The sequence below is a fragment of the Nostoc sp. DedSLP04 genome (assembly GCF_034530775.1).
Lineage (GTDB): Bacteria > Cyanobacteriota > Cyanobacteriia > Cyanobacteriales > Nostocaceae > Nostoc.
Window position 1 is genome coordinate 22895 of the sequence record NZ_JAVRCL010000021.1, and the last position, 21045, is coordinate 43939.

Consider the following 21045-nt stretch of genomic DNA (forward strand, 5'->3'; position numbering starts at 1 on the left):
CAGGAAGGTCGCCAGGAAGGTCGCCAGGAAGGTCGCCAGGAAGGTCGCCAGGAAGGTCGCCAGGAAGCTAAGTTAGAAGCTATTCCCCGATTGTTGGCATTGGGATTGAGTGTAGAACAAGTGGCGGTGGCTCTTGATTTAACGGTGGCGCAAGTAGAGCAAGCAGCCCAGAATTAGTCTATCTGATAGTGGGCAGTGCTTGCCTCTAATTTAATCCGCAAGTGTAACGCTCAATAGCCTGTTTTAAACATCGCCTCTTTTTGTTTTAGCTAAACCAGAAGCGATGTCTACGACGGGCTTACGCCTACGAACTCAAAACCTGGGTTACATCTTACCGTGTTGCAGCACTTGTTGTAGATGTTGGCGAATCTCTTGTGCGTGTTCAATATCAGATTGCCGCAATTTTTGGAACAACTCTACACAAGGTTGAGAACCTACTTGTTCTGCATCTTTGATGTAGGTATCGTAAGCTTTAACAGCTTCAGCCTTGTTGTGCAAAACGGTGACAAAATCATACTCCAAGTCGCTAATCGCTGTTTGAGATTGTCTGTTACCTCTATTTGTAGTCATAGCTTGAACCTCTTTTAGAATTTCTAATTAACGTTATATTCATCCTTAAAGAGCGATTCATCTTCCAAAAAGAGTATATTTCAATACGTCGGAAGTAACTTGCAAAAATAATTTCCTGATACAGCCTCATACAAAGGAGTGGGGAGTGGGAAAATACTTTTACCCACTCCCCGGTACAGACGTGATTAATCGCATCTCTCCCACTCCCCATTTTCATAACAAATTATCCAAGGGGTTGATTCTCATCACATTGACGTGAATACTGTAATTCCAACTCGTTTTGTCGTTCTCTACCTCCCCTATACACAACCGGACAAAACTTAGTGTTAGCGCTCATACAATCCATGTGTGGTGTCTTAGCGCACACCACGAGTAGTCCACCCAAAACAAATAACAAACCACAAATTGCAAGCGTATTAACCCAAGAAATTTCCAGCGCTCCGTGAACGACTACCTCACGCAGTAAAGATACTATTGTTACCTCAACTGCCACTCCTACAGAGATACTATGTTCTTGCAAATAGACCATTAATAGTCGAAATAACTCGACTAAAATCAACACAAATAGTATTTTTGCAGTCACATGTTTATAGTCTAGTGGCTGCATGAGGGCGATCGCTATCCCCCACAATTGGATTAGCATGACGGCGAACAAACCCAAACACAAAACAATCACAATTAAGTCTTGAAAGGCTTCCATGTTGCGAACAATTGATTGCCGATCGAGCCAGCGATCGCTAAATAAAAATCGGCTTTTCTGGCGCTTTTGCATGTACATTTTTCCAATCGGGACTAGTTCAGACAACACCAGCGAGTCAACCCAATAGTTTTATCTTATGCAATATTAAGTTTTTCTGCCTCAGCGAGGTTGGTAATTGAAATTTTGTGCTTGTTGTAACAATTGCTCGGCATTTTTCGCCCACTGGGGATTTTTTTGAGCATTGTATAAATCTCTAGCAAATTGTAATACTTGTACTGCATCGCCATATTGCTGTAACTGGATAAAAACTAACCCAGCACCATAATAAGCGTTGGGATAGTTAGAGTTAGCTTCAGCTGATTTTCTAAAAGCCTCTAATGCCTCTTGTAATTTACTTTGTTGAAAAAAAATCGAGCCGAGATTGTAGTAAGCTTCTGGATACTTGGGATTAATTTTTAATGCTTGATAAAATGCACTTCTAGCTTGGTCGAGTTTACCTTGTTGGAGATAACACATCCCTATATGGTAAGGAGGTTCTGGTGCATTTTTGCTATATTCTACGGCTTTTTTAAAAGATGCGATCGCTTTCTCACAATCTCGTTGCTGTTCTCGTACTAACCCCAAGTTATAGTGGGCAAATCCGAGTTTGGGATCGAGTTTTAAGGCGTGTTGCAAGTAATCGTTAGCTAACTTGAAATTATTCCCTTCTAACAACGCTCCGCCTAAATTAGCAAAAGCTGGAGCAAATTTTGGATCGGCTTGCGTCGCTCGATAAAATGCATCCGCAGAGGGTTGTAATTGTCCCGTTTGTCGGAATGCTAACCCTAAATTATAGTGCGCTGGTGCCAATGCTGGATCTAATTTAGCTGCTTGTTTAAAGGCGGCGATCGCATCTTGTACCTTTCCCGCCTGAATTGCTTGTAAGCCTTGGTTTAACCAGTCTACAGCAGTTTTAGCATTAGATTGTGCCAGCTTTGAGGCGACAGGAGGAGATAGCGCAAGAGAGGGGAAGGAAATACTCATAATCAGCATCAAACTTACTAACCCTGCTATGCGATATTTCAAGAATGATAATCTCATTGATTTTCTGACTCACAACACTTTCAGTTAAATTTACTTCATAAAAAGTTTTTTACAAAAGTTTTTGATTTGGGATAAAAATTTGTGATATTTAACTTTTCTTAAGCTAAATCTTACGACAGGCTACAATTTTTTTAACTTTCGATTAAAGGGAGGATAATAACGAATTAAAGAAGGGGTAATTTTGACTCCAGAGAACCATTTTGTTCGAATAGAATTCAGGAGTCAGGAGCCAGAATTCAGCTGGGAATTCTGTACGACTGGCAAAGAAATAAATCGGTTTAAGACCCTCGCGGACTTGCTACTGTCAAGATTTATGAATCCTGAATTCAGAATAGCTGGATTCTTCTTTAACCCTTGATATATACAGAATCATGCGGTTATAAAAAACTTACCGCAAGGGGGGTTTTATGAACGAAAAAGTAAAATCGGGTTCGCGGAACGTTGCAATTGTTGGGCCTTATTTAAGTGGAAAAACCACTTTACTAGAAAGCTTGTTATTTGTCACAGGGGCAATTTCCCGCAAAGGCAGTGTTAAGGACAGCAATACAGTAGGAGATAGTGCAGCCGAGTCGCGCGATCGCCACATGAGTGTAGAAGTCAGCGCCGCTAGCACTGAGTATAACGGCATTCGCTTCACATTTATTGACTGTCCGGGAAGCGTAGAATTTGCTCAAGAAACGTACAATGCTTTAATCGGAGTCGATGCAGCAATCGTAGTTTGCGAACCCATCCGCGAACGAGTCCTCACCCTTGCCCCTCTATTTAAATTCCTGGACGATTGGGAAATTCCCCACCTCGTCTTTGTCAACAAAATGGATCGGGCAAATATTCACGTCCTAGAAACGTTGCACGCCCTAAAAGCAGTATCTAGCCGTCCCCTGGTAGCGCATCAATATCCGATCGTGAACGGGGAAGAACTCACCGGCTTTATTGATATGGTGAGCGAACAGGCATATCAGTATCATCCAGGCGCACCTGCCGATCCCATTCCCTTCCCCGAAAGTTTAAAAGAAGAAGAACATACAGCACGGGCAGAAATGCTCGAAGCCTTAGCAAATTTTGACGACCATTTACTCGAAGAACTTTTAGAAGATATCGAACCTCCTCAAGAAGAAATCCTCAAAGATTTAAAAATGGAATTAGGGGCAGATTTAGTAGTGCCCGTTTTCTTTGGTGTAGCAGAACAAGATTATGGTGTTAGACCTCTATTAGAAGCCTTGTTACGGGAAGCCCCCGAACCAGAAACTACAGCAGAACGTCGTTTAAAAAACATCAAAGGTGATACAGCTTTAGCGCAGGTATTAAAAACTTATTACACTCCCCAAGGTGGCAAACTTTCTCTGGTGCGTGTTTGGCGCGGCAAATTAACTGATGGCATCGTCCTCAATGGCATTCGCACTGGTGGAATTTACCGCCTGATGGGACAACAACAGCAGTCAGTTAACCAAGTTAGTGCTGGTGAAATTGTCGCATTGAGCCGTTTAGAAGGAATCAAGACAGGCGATACAATCTCTATAGAACAGCAGTCAGCAATAAAATTACCCAAAGCTGTAGAGTTGGAACCCGTGTATGCTCTGGCTATTACACCAGAAAAACGCAACGATGAAGTTAAACTCAGCAGTGCCATCACCAAGTTATTAGAAGAAGACTGCTCACTTGCTTGGGAACAACACGGCGATACCCACGAAGTTATTCTTTGGGGTCAAGGCGAGATTCATTTACAAGTCGCCCTAGATAGACTGCGCCGCAAATATAACTTGCCAATGACAACCCACTTGCCGCAAGTGCCTTACAAAGAAACCATCCGCAAAACAGTGGCTTCAGTTCATGGGCGCTACAAACACCAAAGCGGTGGTCACGGACAGTTTGGTGATGTTTTTCTTGAAATCAAGCCCTTACCACGCGGAACAGGTTTTAACTTTAATGAAACTATTGTCGGTGGCGTGGTTCCTAAACAGTACATTCCCGGCGTAGAAATGGGCGTGCGGGAATTTTTGACACACGGGCCTTTAGGCTTCCCAATAGTTGATGTGGCGGTAACTCTGACTAATGGTTCCTATCATAACGTTGATAGTTCCGAACAAGCCTTTAAGCAAGCTGCCCGATTGGCAATGCAAACGGGGATAGCCCAAGCAGAACCTACCTTGTTAGAACCGATTTTGCGGGTAGAAGTGACGACACCGAGCGAATTTACCTCCAAAGTGCTGCAACTGTTGAGTGGTAGACGGGGGCAAATTTTAGGCTATGAGGGCAGAAACGATTGGCAAGGCTGGGATAATGTCTCTGCATACTTGCCACAAGCAGAGATGCAGAATTTTATTGTAGAGCTGCGATCGCTCACTCTTGGCGTTGGTTCCTTCCACTGGGAATATGACCATCTCCAAGAAGTACCCGAAAAGCTTGCCGAACGCGTCATTCATAGCAATGGCAATGGTAGTAACGGCAACGGCAAGTAATACCAATTTGAAAAAATAATGCGACAAATAGACCATTTGTAGAGACGCGATTCATGAGCCAGCGCGTTGCGGGGGTTCCCCCCGTTGTAGCGACTGGCGTCGCGTCTTTACCCAAAGATGTGTTGCAATCATTAATTGAATTGGTAGAATTTTTGATTTTGAATTAATTGTAAAGTAGCGTATGCCCGCCATAGGCATCGCTTCAAAGCTAAGATTCCTGACTTCTGAGAAAAGTCGGGAATCTTTTTCAATTTATACAAGGATTTATAAACCTCTAACTTGTGTGAAATAATATGAATTTCATAAAAGCATTTGGGAATTATGTGATTAAGCATATTCGTCTTAACTACACACAAAAAACTCATGGGCTTTATAGTATCTCTTGTAACTAGCCTAATTGCAATTCTCGTCTATCTCAATACAGATAGGATATCTGATGAAAGGTCGCGTTTAGTAATACGCACAATTATGATATTGATTGGCAGCATTGCAGTACTAAATTCTTTTTCTAGGCTTTTGGTAATTGTCCCACCTGGTAATGTCGGTGTCGTCAATTTCTTTGGTGAGGTTTCCGAAACTACTCTTAATCCTGGTGTCCACTTGCTTAACCCCTTTAGCAAGGTGCTGAATTTTTCTACTCGCCTTAAGGATATAAAAGAAAATGTAGATGCAACATCTCAAGAAGGTTTGAGCCTAAATCTTGATGTCAGTCTTCAGTATAAGCTCGATCCGCAAAAGGCAGCTACAGTATATAAAACAATTGGAACTGATGAAACACAACTGGTGATTTCCAGATTCCGCTCTACTGTCCGCGCCATCACGGCAAACTACCCAGCCAATGCTATTTACTCTACCAAACGCCAAGAAATCGCCCAAAAAATTGATCAACAACTCACCCAAGAGATACCAGCTTTAGGTTTCATCGTTGAGGAAGCTCTTTTACGAAACATCAAAATGCCTGATACTCTACAAGCTGCAATTCAAAATAAACTGAAGACAGAGCAAGAAAATCAGCAGATGAAATTTGTTTTAGAGAAAGAGCGTCAAGAGGCAGAACGAAAGCTGATTGAAGCACGAGGTATAGCTGATTCCCAAAAAATTCTCTCAAATGGACTTAGCAACCAAGTGCTGCAATTACGAGCGATTGAAGCTACAGAAAAGCTAGCTCAATCCAATAATTCTAAGCTGGTAATTATTGGTTCTGAAAAAGGCGGATCGCCTATTCTGATCCAGCCATAAACATAAAGCTCAAAGCCCTAAAGTTTTCTTATCAGGTCAATGGTTTGGTAAATAATTTTTGCTTCACTTACATCCACTGGGAGCATCGTTAGTCATGCAAAATAGCAACTTTTATCAATAATTAGGCTATGGGTTACTTATCTTTATTATTTTAGCAACTGGTGGATTATTTTTGTATTTTATTATTCGTAAATCCATCATAATTTCAGAATACACTTCATCTCAATTAGTATTTAGAACGCAACCAAAGTTATCGCAGAGTATAGGGATAATTATGGTTGGAATTACATTAGTTTTCTTATTAGCTACTTTGATGCTTGCACCTATTACTAAACTAAACTGTAGCCGCTTATTCCAAAATGCATCGTTTTTCAATCAAGAAAAATATACATTCCAATGCGAATTACTGGAAATTGGATTGTTCGATAATCAAGTGAGAACAGAAGTCTTTTCGGAACTTAACTCAGTTAAAATTGAAGCTATTGATAATGAAAATAGCCATCGAGAAATTACTAAAACTTATCAATTATTCCTATCTACTGATTTAGGCAATATTCCTTTTAAAAATTTAAGCTCTTATACAAAAAACCATAAACTTGACAAATTGTACTCAATAGCTGAGTCTATAAAATATTTTATAGAAAATCCTTCAGAAAAGACTTTATCAGTTTTACAGAATGACAGCGATGGAGTCTATGCAGGTTTTAAAATTACAATATTCTTCGGTTTATTAGCGTTATTAATCATAGCATTGGGAAAAGTTACAGATTGTAAATTTGATAAAGAAACTAATACTATGACGATGAGCCGACATCAATGGTTCGGTAAGTTAGGAAAAGAAGTTATTCAGCATTCATTAAATGAGATTAAAGATGTAAAACTAGAACACATAGAAGGAGAAGAAGGTGGCTGGCTTTATAGAGTTACTTTTGTATTAAAATCAGACGAAATAATACCTTTAACTCAGGTTTATAGTTCGGTTTATCAAGAAAAGCAACAATTAGTTAACTGTATTAAAACTTTTCTTCAAGATAAATCAGGCAATGGTAAGTAATGGTAAAAATTCAATTGCAACAATTAAGTGTTCCGCCGGGACATAGAGTTTTTTAACAACAAATTAGCGTTGTAATACTTAATACTATTTTTATCTGCAATATAAGATTATACGATAAAAAAAGGAGCCTAAGTTAGGCTCCTTAATAAAAAAGTGGTAATAGAATTGTGACTACTTAACAGTCACCTTACCGCCAGCTTCTTCGATGCGCTTCTTAGCATCTTCAGCGGCATCCTTAGCAACACCTTCTTTAACTGCCTTGGGCGCAGCTTCCACCAAGTCTTTAGCTTCTTTCAGACCCAAACCTGTCAATTCGCGGACAATTTTCAGTACGGCAATCTTCTTATCAGCTGGGACTGATTCGAGAATGACTTCAAACTCAGTTTGCTCAACAGCTTCTTCAGCAGGAGCAGCAGCAGCACCAGGCCCTGCAAACGCTACGCCAACAGGTGCAGCAGCACTTACACCAAAAGCTTCTTCAATTTGCTTGACTAATTCAGAAGCTTCCAGCAAAGAAAGAGTTTTTAGTTGTTCTAAAATGTTATCGGTTGTAGCAGACATTGATATAACTCCTGTAATTTTGATTATTTATTTGTCATAGGTCATTAGTCTTTAACTACAGACTTTTGACTTTTGACTGATGAACCACGAAGTCTATTCAGCAGCAGTTTCAGTGCTACTATCACCTTCAGCAGTGCTTTCGGTGCCGCTATCTTGCACAGCAGCAGTTTCAGTACTACCACCACTTTGCTCTTGGTCGGCCACAGCCTGCAAAGCACGAGCCAGCGAACCAGGAACTTCGTTGATACCCACAGCAATCTTGGTAGCCAAGGAATTGATAGCCCCAGCAATTTGTGCGATGAGTTGTTCCTTAGATGGCAAGTCTCCTAGTACCTTGACATCAGGTTCTTTGAGTAGGCGACCTTCCAGTACACCACCGCGAAGTTCTGTCTTCTTGGTGACTTTTTGGAATTCTTGGTATGCCTTAATTGCCGATGAAAAATCATCTTTTACCAGCAAAAAGGCGGAAGAACCATTGAGCAATTCCGATAAAGGCTGCCATTTTTCATCGTCTTTGATAGCAATGCCCATTAAGGTGTTCTTTGTCACCTTACAAACAGTGCCACTGGGACGTAACCGCCGCCGTAAGTCTGTAATTTCCGAAACTGTTAGCCCCTGATAGTCAATTACCAGTGCCAGAGTTGACTCACTCAAAGTTTCTTTGAGGTCAGCAACTATTTCTTTTTTATCTTCTACTGTTCTACCCATTCCAATCTCACCTCCTTAAAACAATCGGGGAAGTGCCCTAGTTGTGTGTTTTTTCTCAACCTGAATCCAAACAACAAACCCCGGCTAACTTAGCCGGGGTTGAGTAGTAAGACTCGTGATGCCATAGTTATCACACCTTTATGGGTGGTAATTCTGACAATTAGAGTTTTAACCTCGGCAGGATATTTAAGCTGTTAGCACCTGCTGTCTCCGGCTTTGCTTATTTAATTTTGTCATTTGTCCTTTGTCATTTGTCCTTTGCCTTTACAAATGACTAATGACTAAAAATTAACTTGCTTGGCTCAGTTTCAAATCTCTTAGGGCACTGATATCAACTTTAATTGATGGCCCCATTGTGGCTGACACATAAAATGTGCGCCAATAACGGCCTTTAGCTCCTGAAGGACGGTTACGGTCAATTGTCTCCTGCAATGCCTTCAGGTTGACTAACAAATCTTCAGGCGAGAAGGTTGTCTTACCAAACATAACATGGACAATACCAGTTCGATCGGCCCGGAATTCTAATTTACCTGCTTTGAATTCTGCGATCGCACTTCCGATATCAAATGTTACGGTTCCACCCTTGGGCGATGGCATCAAACCACGCGGCCCAAGCAACTTACCTAGCTTTGCCACCTGTGGCATCACATCGGGCGTGGCAATCAGCTTGTCAAAATCCATTCTACCTTTCTGGATTTCGTCAATCAGTTCTTCCGATCCAACTATATCAGCACCAGCGTTGCTTGCTTCGTTGACCTTTTCTCCTCTGGCTATCACCGCCACGCGGACGATTTGTCCTGTACCTTTGGGCAGTGCTACCGTTGTCCGCAACTGTTGGTCTGTATACTTGGGGTCAATTCCCAACCGGATATGCGCTTCAGCAGCTTCGGTAAATTTAGCTGTTGCTGTGTCTTTAAGAAGGGCTAAAGCCTCTAGGGGTTGATAATCTTTTTCTTCTACTTTTGCTTGCAGACCCTGCAAACGACGCGATATTTTTGGCATTTGTTCTCCTGGGGTAATTCCGAAGCCTCGCCTCTCCCCCGATAATTTTTAGTTATTTGTCTTTTGTCATTTGTCCTTTGTCATTTGTGATTTGTTGATTTTTTCTAATGACTAATGACCAATGACCAATGACTAATCCGTAACTGTTACACCCATATTTTTAGCCGTTCCTGCCACAATCTTCATTGCCGCGTCGATGTCGTTGGCATTGAGGTCGGGGAGTTTGGTTTGGGCTATCTCTTGCAATTGTGCTTTGGTTATTGACCCAACCTTCTTTTTGTTGGGTTCATTCGAGCCTTTTTCAACTTTCGCCGCCTTCCGAATCAGTACTGATGCGGGTGGCGTTTTGAGTACGAATGTAAAACTCCGGTCTTCAAAAACCGAAATTTCTACAGGTATCACCATTCCAGCTTGGTCTGCTGTTTTGGCGTTGTACTCTTTACAAAACATCATGATGTTGACACCATGTTGACCCAAGGCGGGACCAACTGGCGGTGCTGGGTTGGCTTTTCCAGCATTCAGGGCCAGTTTAATGACCGCCACTACTTTCTTCGCCATTTGTATTTAACTCTGTTTCTCTACCTGATTAAATTCCAATTCTACTGGTGTATCCCTGCCGAAAATTGAGAGCAAGGCTTTAAGTTTACTCCGTTCTGGAGAGACTTCAATTACCTCGCCTTCAAAGTCTTTAAATGGACCAGAAAGCACCATTATCTTATCACCAGTAGCCATGTCAATTTTGACAACAGCTTCTTGTTCGCTGGTTTGTTTGAATATACGTTCAACTTCTGAAGAACTCAGTGGTATGGGGTTGACATGACCGCGACCCTTGCTGCTACCACGTTTTTGTTCTGAACCGACAAAGTTAATTACGTGAGAGGTGTTGCGTACCACCTGCCAAGTATCATCATCCATCATCATTCGTACCAGCACATAGCCAGGGAAAACTTTTTCTTCTGTATGCTGGCGACTGCCATCTTTGCGGATTTTCACCGCTGGCGTCTGCGGAATTTCTACTTGGATAATTTTGTCAGCGACATCAAAAGTTTGAATGCGTTGCTCTAAGTTAGTCTTTACACGCTTCTCACAGCCTGAAGCTACTTGTACTGCATACCAGCGTGCTTCTTTTGACGCTGCTTCTGCTGCTTCTGCTTCTGCTGTTTCTTCTGACTGCAACATTGAGTTGCGTGGTTCATCTGTTGCAAAACTCATTAGAACACCTGTTTTGCTGCCCAAGCAAACAATCCATCGACCAAGTATATCAAAGATGCGGAGAGTGCCACCATTAACAACACAGCGGCGGATTCGCTCACTATCTGTTTCCGACTGGGCCAAACTACTTTTTCAAGCTCTTCTTTGGTTCCCTGTATGAAGTTGCCAAAGCTAAACCCATTTGCGGTTTCTGGCAATTCTGCTTCACTTTTTTTGGCCACGACCGTTTATCCCCCGTTTCTTATACTAGATCCTGTTTAATTGTCATCTAGGTTTTGCAGTTTCGACTCTATTTCACTTACTGTCAGTAAAACAACTGCAAATACAATAAGTTTACCCGAAATTATTAGCGCTAACTGCTATATTAGCAGTTGCGTAATTATTTCGGGCTTTGTTTTTTTGCTCTTGAGCGCGCCCTGGAGGACTTGAACCCCCGACATCAGGTTTTGGAGACCTGCGTTCTACCAACTGAACTAAGAGCGCACAAGCTGTTTTTTATTCAGTGATTGCGCTGAACTAAATTTCAGTTTAACGCAATATGCGATTTATATCATACCTTAATTGTGTCGGGAAAACAAGTCAGCGGCAGATGCCGCTTGCAGCTTGAGATTTCTCCCATACTTTTGCAGGACGAATCACAAAGGGCGGTCAAACCGTTGCTTGATTCGGGTTGCTTTACCTACGCGATCGCGGAGATAATACAGTTTAGCACGGCGGACTTTACCGCGACGTAACACCTTAATGCTGTCAATCCGGGGAGAATGCAACAGAAATACCCGCTCAACGCCCACGCCTTGAAAAACCTTACGAACTGTAATAGTTTCGTTGATGCCGCCGTTGCGCTTGGCAATCACAACTCCCTCATAGGGTTGCACGCGGTATTTTTCGCCTTCCTTGATTTTTACTCCCACTTTTACAGTGTCGCCCACATAAATGTCGGGCACATTCGATTTTATCTGTTCCGCTTCAATGGAGCGGATAATCTCTTGAGCGTTCATAGTCTTTCTGTCTGCTTAAAAAAACTCACGATCATCAATGATAAATCGATAATCCTATTTCAGTCTACTTGTTAGGATTGATAATTGTACTGATACAACAGCTTAAAGATCGAAGCTATATTGCAGAATGCCGTACTACAAAGGAAAAATTTATGAAATTTAGCATCGTCATCAGTACCTATAATCGCTTGAATTTGCTGAAAAGAGCAATTGATTCGGCTCGTAACCAAACAATTGAGTGCGAGGTAGTTGTTGCTGACGATTGTTCTGATGATGACACCCAAACCTATCTCAAAAGCTTAGGGGATAAGGTTGTTTACCATCGTAACGAAGTAAACCTTGGTCATGCAGCAACGGTAAATGCTGGAGTTGCCAAAGCTAGCGGCGACTGGATTAAGTTTTTAGATGATGATGACTATTTAGCGCCCAACTGCATAGAAGAGATGGCAAAGGCGATCGCACTTCGTCCCGATGCTGTAATCTGCTCTTGTGTGGCGGCTCAGGTGGATGGCAATGAAGTTGAACTCTCTCGCACCCCCCAAGTTGGCCCCGGTTTAGCTTTTTATATCCCCCAAGCCGATATTCACTATGGGATGCTTTTAGAGCTTGTACCCTTTGGCACACCTGTACAAGTAGCTTGTCGACGTGATGCTTTCCTACAAAGTGGTGGTTGGGACTCCACACTCGATGCTAACTGTGATGACATCGATTCCTGGATTCGGATTGCTCAGTTTGGCGATGCTATTTTCTTCAATCAGTGTCTTGCTTACCGCACTATTTGGCCGGGTGCGTATAATCAGAAGTTTTCTTTGTCTCGGCGGTTGGCGACAAATATTTTGATGAAGGAGAAAATTTACGCTTTGGTAAATGAGCAACATCGCTCAAAGATTCCTGTCTTTCAGGATATAAAAAATTACCTAAGACTCCATTGGATTTTAGTTGCACTGAAGCAAAAAAATCTCAAGAGTTTTCTTTCCATGATAGATCCATCTATACTTTCTCCTCGGTCTTGGAAGTTTTTGCTAACTGCTATTTCATCACGCCGCTCTCAGGGAAACAATTCTCAGGTTCGTAAACTTGTATTGATTGAGTTGTACTATGATGTCTGGCAAAATGCCCAGAATAAAAGCGCCAGTCTTCAAAATTTAGAATTAGATTCTGTGCCACTGGTGGACTTGCCCATGAGCGCCCAGTCGAACTCTCAGTACTAGATGAGGACGTTACTACCAATTACCAGATCGGTAGCTGTGAAATTCTTCAAAGTTGCCAATGTGGTAGTGTAATCACTCTTACCGTAATTATAATTAACTTGTGTAGAAATACCCGATTGGGCAAATAGTAGGTAGCCATCACTTACGGGATTGCTGCCAGTTTTTTATTCTCTGTTTTGACTGCTGTGTGAAATGGAATTTATATAATCTACTGTGGTGTACTAGAGTTCGATACCAGAGTATTAAGAAATAGAAAATAAGGTTATAGCAACTTTAAATAGCAGATTCAGCCTTCAGAATTTTGGAGTTTTACCCCGATTTATTGAGCCGTTACTGAATAAGTCTTTAAGCTAAGTAACTGGTTAGAAGCGCTCTTAATCAGTAGAAAGTGGTCAATTTTACGCACTACTGACTACTTTTTAGTTGTCGCTGAAGACCTCAATAATTATGTTGATTTATATTCAGTTACTTATCTTTATTTTTTATACACGTCTCAAAGATTATGCGAATCATACATATTTTGAACCACATTCAAGAAATAGGTAACGGTATTGTGAATGTGGCTGTGGATCTGGCTTGTCTACAGGCAAAATCTGGTTATGAAGTCGCGGTTGTTTCTGCTGGTGGAGAATACGAGGCTTTACTAGATATTTGTGGTGTCAAACATTACCACTTAGACCAAAACAGGAAACCGCTAAATACGATTAAAGCAGCTATACGTTACCGAGCGATCGCAGCTGAATTTCAGCCGGATATTGTTCATGCTCACATGATGACGGGGGTAATATTAGCACGCATTTTTAAGGGACGCAAATATGCTTTAGTTTCTACAGTCCACAATGAATTTCAGCGTGCTAGCTTGCTGATGGGTTTAGCTGACAGAGTAATTGCTGTCAGTCAGGCTGTGTGTGATTCTATGATTAGGCGTGGTATTCCAGAAAACAAGTTGCGAGTGGTATGTAATGGCACTTTAGGCAGTCCTCGCACCCGACAAATACAAGATTATCAACCTTTACCATTACAGCATCCAGCGATCGCCACTGTCGCCGGGATGTATCAACGCAAAGGAATTGCTGAGTTAATTGCTGCCTTTGAACAAATTGCCTCAGATTTTCCCCAAGCCCATCTTTATTTGGTAGGAAACGGCCCTGATAAACAGCTATTTGAGGCACAGGCACAAGCAACTTCTGTAAAAGAACGCATTCATTTTGAAGGCTTCCAACCAGAACCTCAACGCTATTTGATATCTTGTGACATATTTGTGCTGGCTTCTCACCGCGACCCGTGCCCTTTAGTGCTTTCGGAAGCTAGAGAAACTGGAACTGCGATCGTTGGCACTCAGGTAGACGGGATTCCTGAAGCTTTAGACAACGGGCGAGCAGGTCTTTTAGTGCCAGCAAAAGATAGTCATGCTTTAGCTGGGGTTTTAGTGCAATTACTGAGTAATGCCGAGATGCTGCAAGAGTGGAAACAGCGGGCAAAGAAAAACTTAGACAGGCTGAGTGTTGCCCGCGTCCATCAGGAAACAATGACAGTGTATCGTGAGTTAATTACAGAATGAGGGCAGGGGCATTGGGCATTGGGCATTGGGCATTGGGCATTGGGCATTGGGCATTGGGTAATAATCAATAATTCTTCTGCCCCTGCTTCCCCTGCTTCCTCTGCTCCCCTGCCCCTCTGCTTCCCCTGCTCCCCTGCTCCCTGCTCCCCCCAGTCCTCTTAACAGAGCGATCGCTTTAATTTGAAAGCTACACCTAAAGCGCCAAAAACCAGTACACCCAAAACGTTAGTTGATTCAGGAACAGCGGTGTAATAAGAAGCCACTCTGATCGGCCCATCTTTATCCTCTTGATCTGCTGGAATTGGTGGAATGATTCCAGCACCTGGCGCTAGATTAGGTAGGCTAGCGAATGGATTGTAAAATAGGCTTCCATTAGGGATTACGCCACCACTAAAAGTGACAGTACTACCCTTGATAGTAATGTCTTTAAAAACATCCTTAAGATCGGGGTTAACAGAGGAACCAATCTTCCCATCTCCATTAACATCTCCCCACTCGACTGGTTCATTATCAAATGGTGGAGTAGAATTCGGATTACTATAGGACAGCGTTTTTAAATCAAAGACCAAGCTATTTATATCGTAACCAGTGGCATTTACAAAGTTATTAGCTACATCTGGAACACCATATTCTATTACTTCCCCTGGTAGAAACCCTGTAAGGGTTCTTGGTTTTTTGATATCGAGTATGGCTTGATTTTTAGTCGTCACAATGGGTTCTACAAAAATGACGGCTCTTGCTGGTGTCGAAGACAAAAAACTAATTCCTGCTGTTCCTAGAACAGACAAGGCTATTTTTGTGGCAATTCTAGTCATATTTGTGTCCTTTTGATATTGATTCGCAGAATGCTACACGGCATGGTTTAAATCAAACAGCAAAAACTCATTTTTCAACCGCTACCTATCAGCTAGATAAATAGTGGTTAATGTATGCTTGCTTCCTGAGTTGATATTTACTCATAGGTTGATTTATAAAGCAATTCTTGTAATGCTTTATCATGATAACTAGTAATTTCACGCAATCTTTATAAAAAATCCAAATTAGAACTTATGCATTGACAGATTAGACAAGATGTGAAGCATAAGTAATTATCCTGACTTTTGATGAACTGTGGTTCATTGCTGTCTTAACGGGACGCTACAACATAGCAGGTTTGAGATGAAATGGTTATAAGATTTAGAGACTATGGCAAACGGCTTTCTGATTTTGAGCAAGAAATTTTAGTATGTTGTCCCCAATGCAATCGCATTGCCAAGGTATTGACTGTAAACTCTGAGCAATCAAGTCTCAGTTCCATGAAAAGAATTACCTGTCAGCACTGTAGCTATACAAAACAACAGTCAAATGCTGCTAAACGAAAATCTGCACTGCTATTGTTGCAGAACAATTACAGGCATAAAAGAAATTCTCGCTATGGAATATTAGACCATTTTTTTGGCTTGCCCTTGTGGCTACAAATCTCTTGTTGCGGTCAGTTGCTATGGGCATATAATGAAGCTCATTTGAACTTCCTGGAAAGCTATGTTCAATCAAGGTTGCGAGAACACTTGCCAGATGAGTCATTAGGCTGGCACAATGGCAGTCTTGCCAGTCGCCTACCCCGATGGATCAAGCTAACGCAGCATCGGGAAAAAGTTTTACAGAAAATTCAACAGTTAAAGCACAGGTTGTAATCAATGCTTTTACGAATTACGAATTACGAATTACTTTAATCTTGCTGATGAGCAAATTTATAACCACCCCAGAAAGAAAGAGCGATCGCAACCACCAACAATATCGGTATGCTGTACCAAGGAAACTGAGACAAGGGTAAATGGGCAGCTGCACGCAGTCCGATGCTGGCGTAGGTTAACGGTAACAGGTAAACTACGACTTTAAGGGCTGCCGGTAATGTACCAGGGTCAAAGAAGGTTGCCCCTAAGAATGACATGGGGATAATGATAAAGTTATTGTAGAGTCCAACTGATTCGAGCGATCGCACACTCAACCCTACAATCACTCCTAATCCAGCAAATACCGCACAATTGAGCACCACTAACAGTAAAAACAGTGGGTTGACAAAATTCCAGTTTCCACTTAAGAGCAACGCTACCAAAATCACGGAACCGGAAGTCATCAAACCCCGCACGACTCCCGCCAGCATTTTACCGATGTACAGCGCTAAGGGATTTATGGGAGTTAACAACAATTCCTCAAAGGTTTTGGTAAATAATCTGTCTCCACAAATTGAAAATGTTGTTCCAGCAAAGCTAACTGTCATCGACGACAGCGCCACCATTCCCGGTAATATAAATTCCAAATAGTTGTCATAGTTACCACTAATTCCCGAACCGGGTTTGATGGAACTACCTAAACCCAAGCCAAAAGCTAAAATATATATCAGTGGCGATATTAAACCTGATGCAGCAACTGGTAAAATTCTTACGCGTAAATCTAGCCAATCTCCCCAAAAAATAGTCAGACTATCAGCCAGGAAGATTTGAAGTTGCGAATTGAACCTCTTGCCCGAAGGTAGTGCTCTTTGAGATGTCACTTGCTTTCAATTAGTTATGAAAATTTCATTAAATCTTAATTTACATTGTTTTACACATCAATTACTAGTAGTCTGCGAACCCAAAAATGCGCTTGTGAGGACTGGGGAAAGGGGAAAGGGAAAACGGGTAAGGGATTTAAACCCTTTCGCACTTCCCCTTTAACTTTTACCCCGCCAAGTTCCCTTGGCGTACTATTAGGGTAAACAAAAATATCTCATCCGAAAAATTGAATAATTAACAACAAAAGTTAGATAGTTTAAGCATTCTGACTAGATCAATTGTGAAAGTAAATAGCTATATCTGATAACAATTAAAAGTATTAAAATTTTGTTCCAATATCTAGATAAACTAGTATTTTTCTCATTTAACAAGAATATCGCAGAGAAAATCACAGGCAATTACAGTCAAGAATAGGCATACTGAAAGAGGGAGAAAAAACTTTAGACTACTCCCTCCCAAATCGGCGTGAAGGTGATTAAGCAACAATGAAACGTAAATCTACTGGTAGATCGGCTACTACTTCTAAACCCTCTATTTTCCAATCCCCTCTATTTAACTTCACCACCATCGCAATTATGGGAGGGGTGTTGATTTTGGGCATTGGGATTGGCATTGCTTTTAGTTCTACAACCACATTGGCTCCATCAAACGTAGCTTCTCGTGAATTTATAGACACCAAAGCACCGAATCCTGAAATTTGCGTGCAGTATGGAGCCAGCGCGATGGTGATGGACGCTAGACTGTTTGTTACTCTCAACCCCTTTAATGTCTATGTTTCCCAGCCTAGTATGCGTCCCGGATGCGTGCTGAGACAAAATAACTGGGCGCTTTTAGAGCAACGTAAGTTAGTGACATCCGATCAGGTGAGAGATTGTAAAAATCGCCTGAACACTTTTGGTTTCACAGGTAATTTGGACAGTGACAAACCTGATATTAGATGTATATATCAGAATGAAGCGGCTCAAAACTTCTTCACCGCTCAACCGGGAGCAGTTGGGACACCTCAGGAAACGGATAGATTTTAGATTTGGGCATTGGGCATTGGGCATTGGGCAAAACAGTTCTGAGTGCTGAGTTAGGAGTTAGAAGTGAGGAATTATTTTCCTTGTCTTCCTTGTCTCCCCAATCCCCAGTTCCCTGCGATCGCATCTGCCTTCATCAGCTCACTCGTACTCGTCACGTATAATTGTTAAACCTAAAGCTTTGTAGGCACTCAGCATATTATTCGATACTGTTGGTGCAGTTACTAGGTAAGTCAAGGCATGAATGGACTCCACAAGATAAGGAGCAGCCGTGTCTAGTTTTTCTGCTGTGACTAATCCGACTACCTCAGCCGATCCAGCAATCATCGCTCGTTTGACATGGGCTTCGTCTAAGTTAGGTACACTAATCCCAACTTCTGGATGCAAACTGCAAACTCCCAACATGCACAAATCTGCACGAATCATCCGTAATGTCTCAATGGTGACAGTACCCACGTTTACCAAGGCTTTTTTGTAGAGTTGTCCGCCTAACATCACAACCTCTATATGGGGATGTTCTGCTAAAGCAACTGCTATTGGCGGACTATTTGTGATCACTGTTGCGTGCAAATCTAGGGGCAAATGACGGGTTACTTGGAGAGTTGTTGTACCTCCATCTAAAATCACCACCTGTCCTGTACTAACTAATTTTGCTGCTGTCCGAGCGATCGCTTCCTTTTCTTTTGGCGCTTGCTTTTGGCGATCGGCATAACTAGCGGTGGCTGGAGATTTCAGGAGCGCTCCCCCATGAACGCGTTGCAATAGTCCGGTTTGTGCCAGTTCTCGCAAATCCCGGCGAATCGTATCCTCAGAAACCTTGAGAACAGCACTAAGTTCTGTCGAAAGTACCTTTTTATCACGACGCAGAATTTCTAAGATGAATTGTCGTCGTTCAGCAGTTAGCATAATTAATTTTCCTGAAAATGCGTTTTTGGACTTGAAATTGCACGTTTGTGAGTTTATACTTATTGATATGCAAGTTCTTGTACGGTAATCCGTAACTTCAATTGAATTCAAGCACATTCATGCACAATTGCATGTATTGATTTTGGCATTTGATGAAATCACACGGTTCCACAAAGGTTCTGAGTGGTTAGCTTGAGCTTGGATAATTGTTGCCCATCGGGGTTTTAACAATTTTTTTGTAATGCGATCGCGCATTTCCTCTGTTCACATTGTTTTTTATTCAATCAATAAACCATGACTACTATTAATACCCAATTTCCAATCGATCTCGGTGCTTACAAACCTTTAGCGCTCAATCCGGCAAATTCGAGCCTGACAGATGAACAGCGAGAGACTCTCAAAGCGAATATTCAACTTTGCCGAGATGCGATCGTCTTTTTTACGGCAACTGGCGCTGCTAGCGGAGTCGGCGGTCATACTGGCGGGCCATACGATACAGTGCCAGAGGTGATAATCCTCGATGCCTTTTTCCGAGGAGCATCGGAGCAATTTGTGCCGATTTTCTTTGACGAAGCAGGACATCGAGTCGCCACCCAATATCTGATGGCAACATTGCATGGTGACTTACCTGCCGAGCAACTTTTACGTTATCGGCAAGCACATTCCAATTTACCGGGACACCCCGAACTAAAACTAACTCCTGGTGTGAAATTTAGTTCTGGGCGCTTGGGCCATATTTGGCCTTACATCAATGGTGTGGCAATGGCGAATCCAGGCAAGGCTGTTTTCTGTCTCGGTTCTGATGGATCGCAGCAAGAAGGCAACGATGCCGAAGCTGCTCGCTTGGCTGTTGCTCAACATCTCAACGTCAAGCTGCTCATTGATGACAATGATGTAACGATCGCCGGACATCCTTCTAAATATTTACCTGGTTTTAATGTCGCCAAAACCTTAGAAGGGCACGGTTTGAAAGTACTTCAGGGAGACGGCGAAGACTTAGACGATTTATACCGTCGGATTTGCGAAGCTGTGAATACTCCTGGAGCGATGGCTATTATCAATAAACGCCCGATGTGTCCTGGTATTGAAGGTTTAGAAGGTTCCATTCATGGTCATGATGTCATTTCTGTAGATTTAGCAGTTAAATATCTAGAATCTCGCGGACAAACTGCGGCTGTCGAATACCTTAAAAGTATTGAGAAACCCAAACAAACATATACGTTTCTGGGTTCTGGTGACAAATGGGGCGCTAACCGTAGTGTGTTTGGTGAAGCCGTGGTGGGTGTCCTCAGTCGCATGAGTGAAGCGGAGCGTAAAGAAAAAGTCAAGGTCATCGATAGCGATCTAGAAGGCTCCTGCGGTTTGAAGAAAATTCATGAAACATACCCAGAAATATTTATTTCCTCCGGCATCATGGAACGGAGCAACTTCTCTGCTGCGGCTGGATTCGGGATGGACGAGGGCAAGCAAGGTATTTTTGCGACCTTCAGCGCCTTCCTAGAAATGTGTATCTCAGAAATCACGATGGCACGGCTAAACTATTCCAATGTTCTGTGTCATTTTTCCCATGCGGGTATAGATGACATGGCAGATAACAGCTGCCACTTTGGTATAAATAATATGTTTGCCGACAATGGCTTGGATGATGGCTACCCAACACAGTTGTACTTCCCAGCAGATAATAATCAAATGACAGCTTGTGTAGAAGCTGTATTCCATGAGCCTGGACTGCGGTTTATTTTCTCCACCCGTTCCAAAGTGCCCAATATTCAGGACAGCAACGGCAATGACTTCTTTGGAAGTGGCTACAAATTTGTTCCTGGTAAAGATGAAGTTATACGAGAAGGAACGCAAGGCTACATTATCAGTTTTGGCGATGCTCTCTACCGTGCCGTTGATGCTGTAGAACGTCTGAAACAAGAAGGACTAGACGTTGGTTTAATTAACAAAACAACTTTAAACGTCATTGATGAAGAAATAATTACCAAAGTTGGTAACGCTCCTTTTGTGCTTGTAGTAGAACCCTTCAACCGTCGCACTGGCTTAGGCAGCCGTTTCGGTTCTTGGCTACTAGAGCGGGGGTTGACTCCCAAATATGCCCATCTTGGAACTTATAAAGAAGGTTGCGGCGGTTTGTGGGAACAGTACCCATATCAAGGTATCGATCCAGTCGGCATCATCAACAAGGTGAAGGAGTTAGTTGGAAAAAAATAATTCATTTATTAGGG

At 42.2% G+C, this 21045-nt stretch carries 22 protein-coding genes, 1 tRNA gene and 1 other annotated feature; of the genes, 9 read left to right on the forward strand and 14 right to left on the reverse strand.

Annotated features, from left to right (window positions below; genetic code table 11):
* A partial coding sequence (locus RMX89_RS14125; RefSeq protein ID WP_322689414.1) for an Rpn family recombination-promoting nuclease/putative transposase occupies positions 1-177 on the forward strand: 177 nt, incomplete at its 5' end.
* A gap of 147 nt (positions 178-324) precedes the next feature.
* Here RMX89_RS14125 and RMX89_RS14130 read toward each other — a convergent pair.
* The 3 genes from RMX89_RS14130 to RMX89_RS14140 all read right to left on the reverse strand — a co-directional run bounded on the left by RMX89_RS14130 (position 325) and on the right by RMX89_RS14140 (position 2350).
* Positions 325-570 carry a hypothetical protein gene (locus RMX89_RS14130; protein ID WP_322689364.1) on the reverse strand — a complete coding sequence of 82 codons (246 nt, stop codon included), beginning with the start codon at positions 568-570 and terminating at the stop codon, positions 325-327.
* A 223-nt stretch (positions 571-793) separates the two neighbouring features.
* Positions 794-1348: a phosphate-starvation-inducible PsiE family protein gene (locus RMX89_RS14135; protein ID WP_322686257.1), complete on the reverse strand. Its 555-nt coding sequence runs from the start codon at positions 1346-1348 to the stop codon at positions 794-796.
* Between the two features lie 81 nt (positions 1349-1429).
* Positions 1430-2350 (reverse strand): tetratricopeptide repeat protein, encoded by a 921-nt coding sequence (locus RMX89_RS14140; RefSeq protein ID WP_322689365.1) that lies wholly within the window; start codon positions 2348-2350, stop codon positions 1430-1432.
* A gap of 410 nt (positions 2351-2760) precedes the next feature.
* On the opposite strand from RMX89_RS14140, the gene RMX89_RS14145 reads away from it, so the two are divergent.
* The 3 genes from RMX89_RS14145 to RMX89_RS14155 all read left to right on the forward strand — a co-directional run bounded on the left by RMX89_RS14145 (position 2761) and on the right by RMX89_RS14155 (position 7102).
* Positions 2761-4809 carry an elongation factor G gene (locus tag RMX89_RS14145; protein WP_322689366.1) on the forward strand — a complete coding sequence of 683 codons (2049 nt, stop codon included), beginning with the start codon at positions 2761-2763 and terminating at the stop codon, positions 4807-4809.
* Positions 4810-5172: 363 nt separating this feature from the next.
* On the forward strand, positions 5173-6048 hold the full coding sequence (locus RMX89_RS14150; protein ID WP_322689367.1) for a prohibitin family protein: 876 nt from the start codon (positions 5173-5175) through the stop codon (positions 6046-6048).
* Between the two features lie 274 nt (positions 6049-6322).
* Positions 6323-7102: a hypothetical protein gene (locus RMX89_RS14155; RefSeq protein WP_322689368.1), complete on the forward strand. Its 780-nt coding sequence runs from the start codon at positions 6323-6325 to the stop codon at positions 7100-7102.
* Positions 7103-7273: 171 nt separating this feature from the next.
* On the opposite strand, the gene rplL is transcribed toward RMX89_RS14155, so the two are convergent.
* The 8 genes from rplL to rplS form a co-directional block, all read right to left on the reverse strand.
* The gene (gene rplL, locus RMX89_RS14160; RefSeq protein WP_322665357.1) at positions 7274-7663 is read right to left on the reverse strand and encodes a 50S ribosomal protein L7/L12; all 390 of its coding nucleotides are present in this window, start codon (positions 7661-7663) and stop codon (positions 7274-7276) included.
* Between the two features lie 93 nt (positions 7664-7756).
* Positions 7757-8371: a 50S ribosomal protein L10 gene (rplJ, locus tag RMX89_RS14165; protein ID WP_322686263.1), complete on the reverse strand. Its 615-nt coding sequence runs from the start codon at positions 8369-8371 to the stop codon at positions 7757-7759.
* Positions 8372-8434: 63 nt separating this feature from the next.
* Positions 8435-8603: a sequence feature (ribosomal protein L10 leader region), on the reverse strand.
* Between the two features lie 56 nt (positions 8604-8659).
* Positions 8660-9373: a 50S ribosomal protein L1 gene (gene rplA, locus RMX89_RS14170; protein ID WP_322671075.1), complete on the reverse strand. Its 714-nt coding sequence runs from the start codon at positions 9371-9373 to the stop codon at positions 8660-8662.
* Between the two features lie 132 nt (positions 9374-9505).
* On the reverse strand, positions 9506-9931 hold the full coding sequence (gene rplK / locus RMX89_RS14175; protein ID WP_094348918.1) for a 50S ribosomal protein L11: 426 nt from the start codon (positions 9929-9931) through the stop codon (positions 9506-9508).
* Positions 9932-9937: 6 nt separating this feature from the next.
* Positions 9938-10585: a transcription termination/antitermination protein NusG gene (gene nusG / locus RMX89_RS14180; RefSeq protein WP_322671076.1), complete on the reverse strand. Its 648-nt coding sequence runs from the start codon at positions 10583-10585 to the stop codon at positions 9938-9940.
* The gene (gene secE, locus RMX89_RS14185; RefSeq protein ID WP_322671077.1) at positions 10585-10806 is read right to left on the reverse strand and encodes a preprotein translocase subunit SecE; all 222 of its coding nucleotides are present in this window, start codon (positions 10804-10806) and stop codon (positions 10585-10587) included. The genes nusG and secE overlap by 1 nt, the downstream gene beginning before the upstream one ends.
* 189 nt (positions 10807-10995) lie before the next feature.
* Positions 10996-11068: transfer RNA gene (locus RMX89_RS14190), tRNA-Trp, on the reverse strand.
* A gap of 152 nt (positions 11069-11220) precedes the next feature.
* Positions 11221-11583 (reverse strand): 50S ribosomal protein L19, encoded by a 363-nt coding sequence (gene rplS, locus RMX89_RS14195; RefSeq protein WP_322671078.1) that lies wholly within the window; start codon positions 11581-11583, stop codon positions 11221-11223.
* Between the two features lie 152 nt (positions 11584-11735).
* Here rplS and RMX89_RS14200 point away from each other — a divergent pair, with 152 nt between their 5' ends.
* Positions 11736-12794: a glycosyltransferase family 2 protein gene (locus RMX89_RS14200; protein WP_322689369.1), complete on the forward strand. Its 1059-nt coding sequence runs from the start codon at positions 11736-11738 to the stop codon at positions 12792-12794.
* Positions 12795-13296: 502 nt separating this feature from the next.
* Complete coding sequence (locus RMX89_RS14205; RefSeq protein WP_322689370.1) at positions 13297-14355, forward strand: glycosyltransferase family 4 protein; 1059 nt, start codon at positions 13297-13299, stop codon at positions 14353-14355.
* A 158-nt stretch (positions 14356-14513) separates the two neighbouring features.
* Here RMX89_RS14205 and RMX89_RS14210 read toward each other — a convergent pair whose 3' ends face one another.
* A complete protein-coding gene (locus RMX89_RS14210; protein WP_322689371.1) occupies positions 14514-15170 on the reverse strand; it encodes a hypothetical protein in 657 nt (218 codons plus the stop codon).
* A 348-nt stretch (positions 15171-15518) separates the two neighbouring features.
* On the opposite strand from RMX89_RS14210, the gene RMX89_RS14215 reads away from it, so the two are divergent.
* Positions 15519-16028: a hypothetical protein gene (locus RMX89_RS14215; RefSeq protein WP_322689372.1), complete on the forward strand. Its 510-nt coding sequence runs from the start codon at positions 15519-15521 to the stop codon at positions 16026-16028.
* Between the two features lie 35 nt (positions 16029-16063).
* On the opposite strand, the gene RMX89_RS14220 is transcribed toward RMX89_RS14215, so the two are convergent.
* Complete coding sequence (locus RMX89_RS14220; RefSeq protein WP_322689373.1) at positions 16064-16888, reverse strand: ABC transporter permease; 825 nt, start codon at positions 16886-16888, stop codon at positions 16064-16066.
* A 486-nt stretch (positions 16889-17374) separates the two neighbouring features.
* Here RMX89_RS14220 and RMX89_RS14225 point away from each other — a divergent pair, with 486 nt between their 5' ends.
* A complete protein-coding gene (locus RMX89_RS14225) occupies positions 17375-17914 on the forward strand; it encodes a DUF3172 domain-containing protein (protein ID WP_322689374.1) in 540 nt (179 codons plus the stop codon).
* 138 nt (positions 17915-18052) lie between these two features.
* On the opposite strand, the gene RMX89_RS14230 is transcribed toward RMX89_RS14225, so the two are convergent.
* The gene (locus RMX89_RS14230) at positions 18053-18817 is read right to left on the reverse strand and encodes a DeoR/GlpR family DNA-binding transcription regulator (RefSeq protein ID WP_322686269.1); all 765 of its coding nucleotides are present in this window, start codon (positions 18815-18817) and stop codon (positions 18053-18055) included.
* Between the two features lie 294 nt (positions 18818-19111).
* Between RMX89_RS14230 and RMX89_RS14235 the strand changes: the two genes are divergently transcribed.
* Positions 19112-21031 (forward strand): transketolase C-terminal domain-containing protein, encoded by a 1920-nt coding sequence (locus tag RMX89_RS14235; protein ID WP_322689375.1) that lies wholly within the window; start codon positions 19112-19114, stop codon positions 21029-21031.
* Positions 21032-21045 lie beyond the last annotated feature (14 nt).

What these genes read in the sequence shown, in the direction of transcription:
- RMX89_RS14130 (WP_322689364.1), bottom strand. Translation starts at nt 570, where the DNA reads ATGACTACAAATAGAGGTAACAGACAATCTCAAACAGCGATTAGCGAC.
- RMX89_RS14135 (WP_322686257.1), bottom strand. Translation starts at nt 1,348, where the DNA reads ATGTACATGCAAAAGCGCCAGAAAAGCCGATTTTTATTTAGCGATCGC.
- RMX89_RS14140 (WP_322689365.1), bottom strand. Translation starts at nt 2,350, where the DNA reads ATGAGATTATCATTCTTGAAATATCGCATAGCAGGGTTAGTAAGTTTG.
- RMX89_RS14145 (WP_322689366.1), top strand. Translation starts at nt 2,761, where the DNA reads ATGAACGAAAAAGTAAAATCGGGTTCGCGGAACGTTGCAATTGTTGGG.
- RMX89_RS14150 (WP_322689367.1), top strand. Translation starts at nt 5,173, where the DNA reads ATGGGCTTTATAGTATCTCTTGTAACTAGCCTAATTGCAATTCTCGTC.
- RMX89_RS14155 (WP_322689368.1), top strand. Translation starts at nt 6,323, where the DNA reads ATGGTTGGAATTACATTAGTTTTCTTATTAGCTACTTTGATGCTTGCA.
- rplL (WP_322665357.1), bottom strand. Translation starts at nt 7,663, where the DNA reads ATGTCTGCTACAACCGATAACATTTTAGAACAACTAAAAACTCTTTCT.
- rplJ (WP_322686263.1), bottom strand. Translation starts at nt 8,371, where the DNA reads ATGGGTAGAACAGTAGAAGATAAAAAAGAAATAGTTGCTGACCTCAAA.
- rplA (WP_322671075.1), bottom strand. Translation starts at nt 9,373, where the DNA reads ATGCCAAAAATATCGCGTCGTTTGCAGGGTCTGCAAGCAAAAGTAGAA.
- rplK (WP_094348918.1), bottom strand. Translation starts at nt 9,931, where the DNA reads ATGGCGAAGAAAGTAGTGGCGGTCATTAAACTGGCCCTGAATGCTGGA.
- nusG (WP_322671076.1), bottom strand. Translation starts at nt 10,585, where the DNA reads ATGAGTTTTGCAACAGATGAACCACGCAACTCAATGTTGCAGTCAGAA.
- rplS (WP_322671078.1), bottom strand. Translation starts at nt 11,583, where the DNA reads ATGAACGCTCAAGAGATTATCCGCTCCATTGAAGCGGAACAGATAAAA.
- RMX89_RS14200 (WP_322689369.1), top strand. Translation starts at nt 11,736, where the DNA reads ATGAAATTTAGCATCGTCATCAGTACCTATAATCGCTTGAATTTGCTG.
- RMX89_RS14205 (WP_322689370.1), top strand. Translation starts at nt 13,297, where the DNA reads ATGCGAATCATACATATTTTGAACCACATTCAAGAAATAGGTAACGGT.
- RMX89_RS14210 (WP_322689371.1), bottom strand. Translation starts at nt 15,170, where the DNA reads ATGACTAGAATTGCCACAAAAATAGCCTTGTCTGTTCTAGGAACAGCA.
- RMX89_RS14215 (WP_322689372.1), top strand. Translation starts at nt 15,519, where the DNA reads ATGGTTATAAGATTTAGAGACTATGGCAAACGGCTTTCTGATTTTGAG.
- RMX89_RS14225 (WP_322689374.1), top strand. Translation starts at nt 17,375, where the DNA reads ATGAAACGTAAATCTACTGGTAGATCGGCTACTACTTCTAAACCCTCT.
- RMX89_RS14230 (WP_322686269.1), bottom strand. Translation starts at nt 18,817, where the DNA reads ATGCTAACTGCTGAACGACGACAATTCATCTTAGAAATTCTGCGTCGT.
- RMX89_RS14235 (WP_322689375.1), top strand. Translation starts at nt 19,112, where the DNA reads ATGACTACTATTAATACCCAATTTCCAATCGATCTCGGTGCTTACAAA.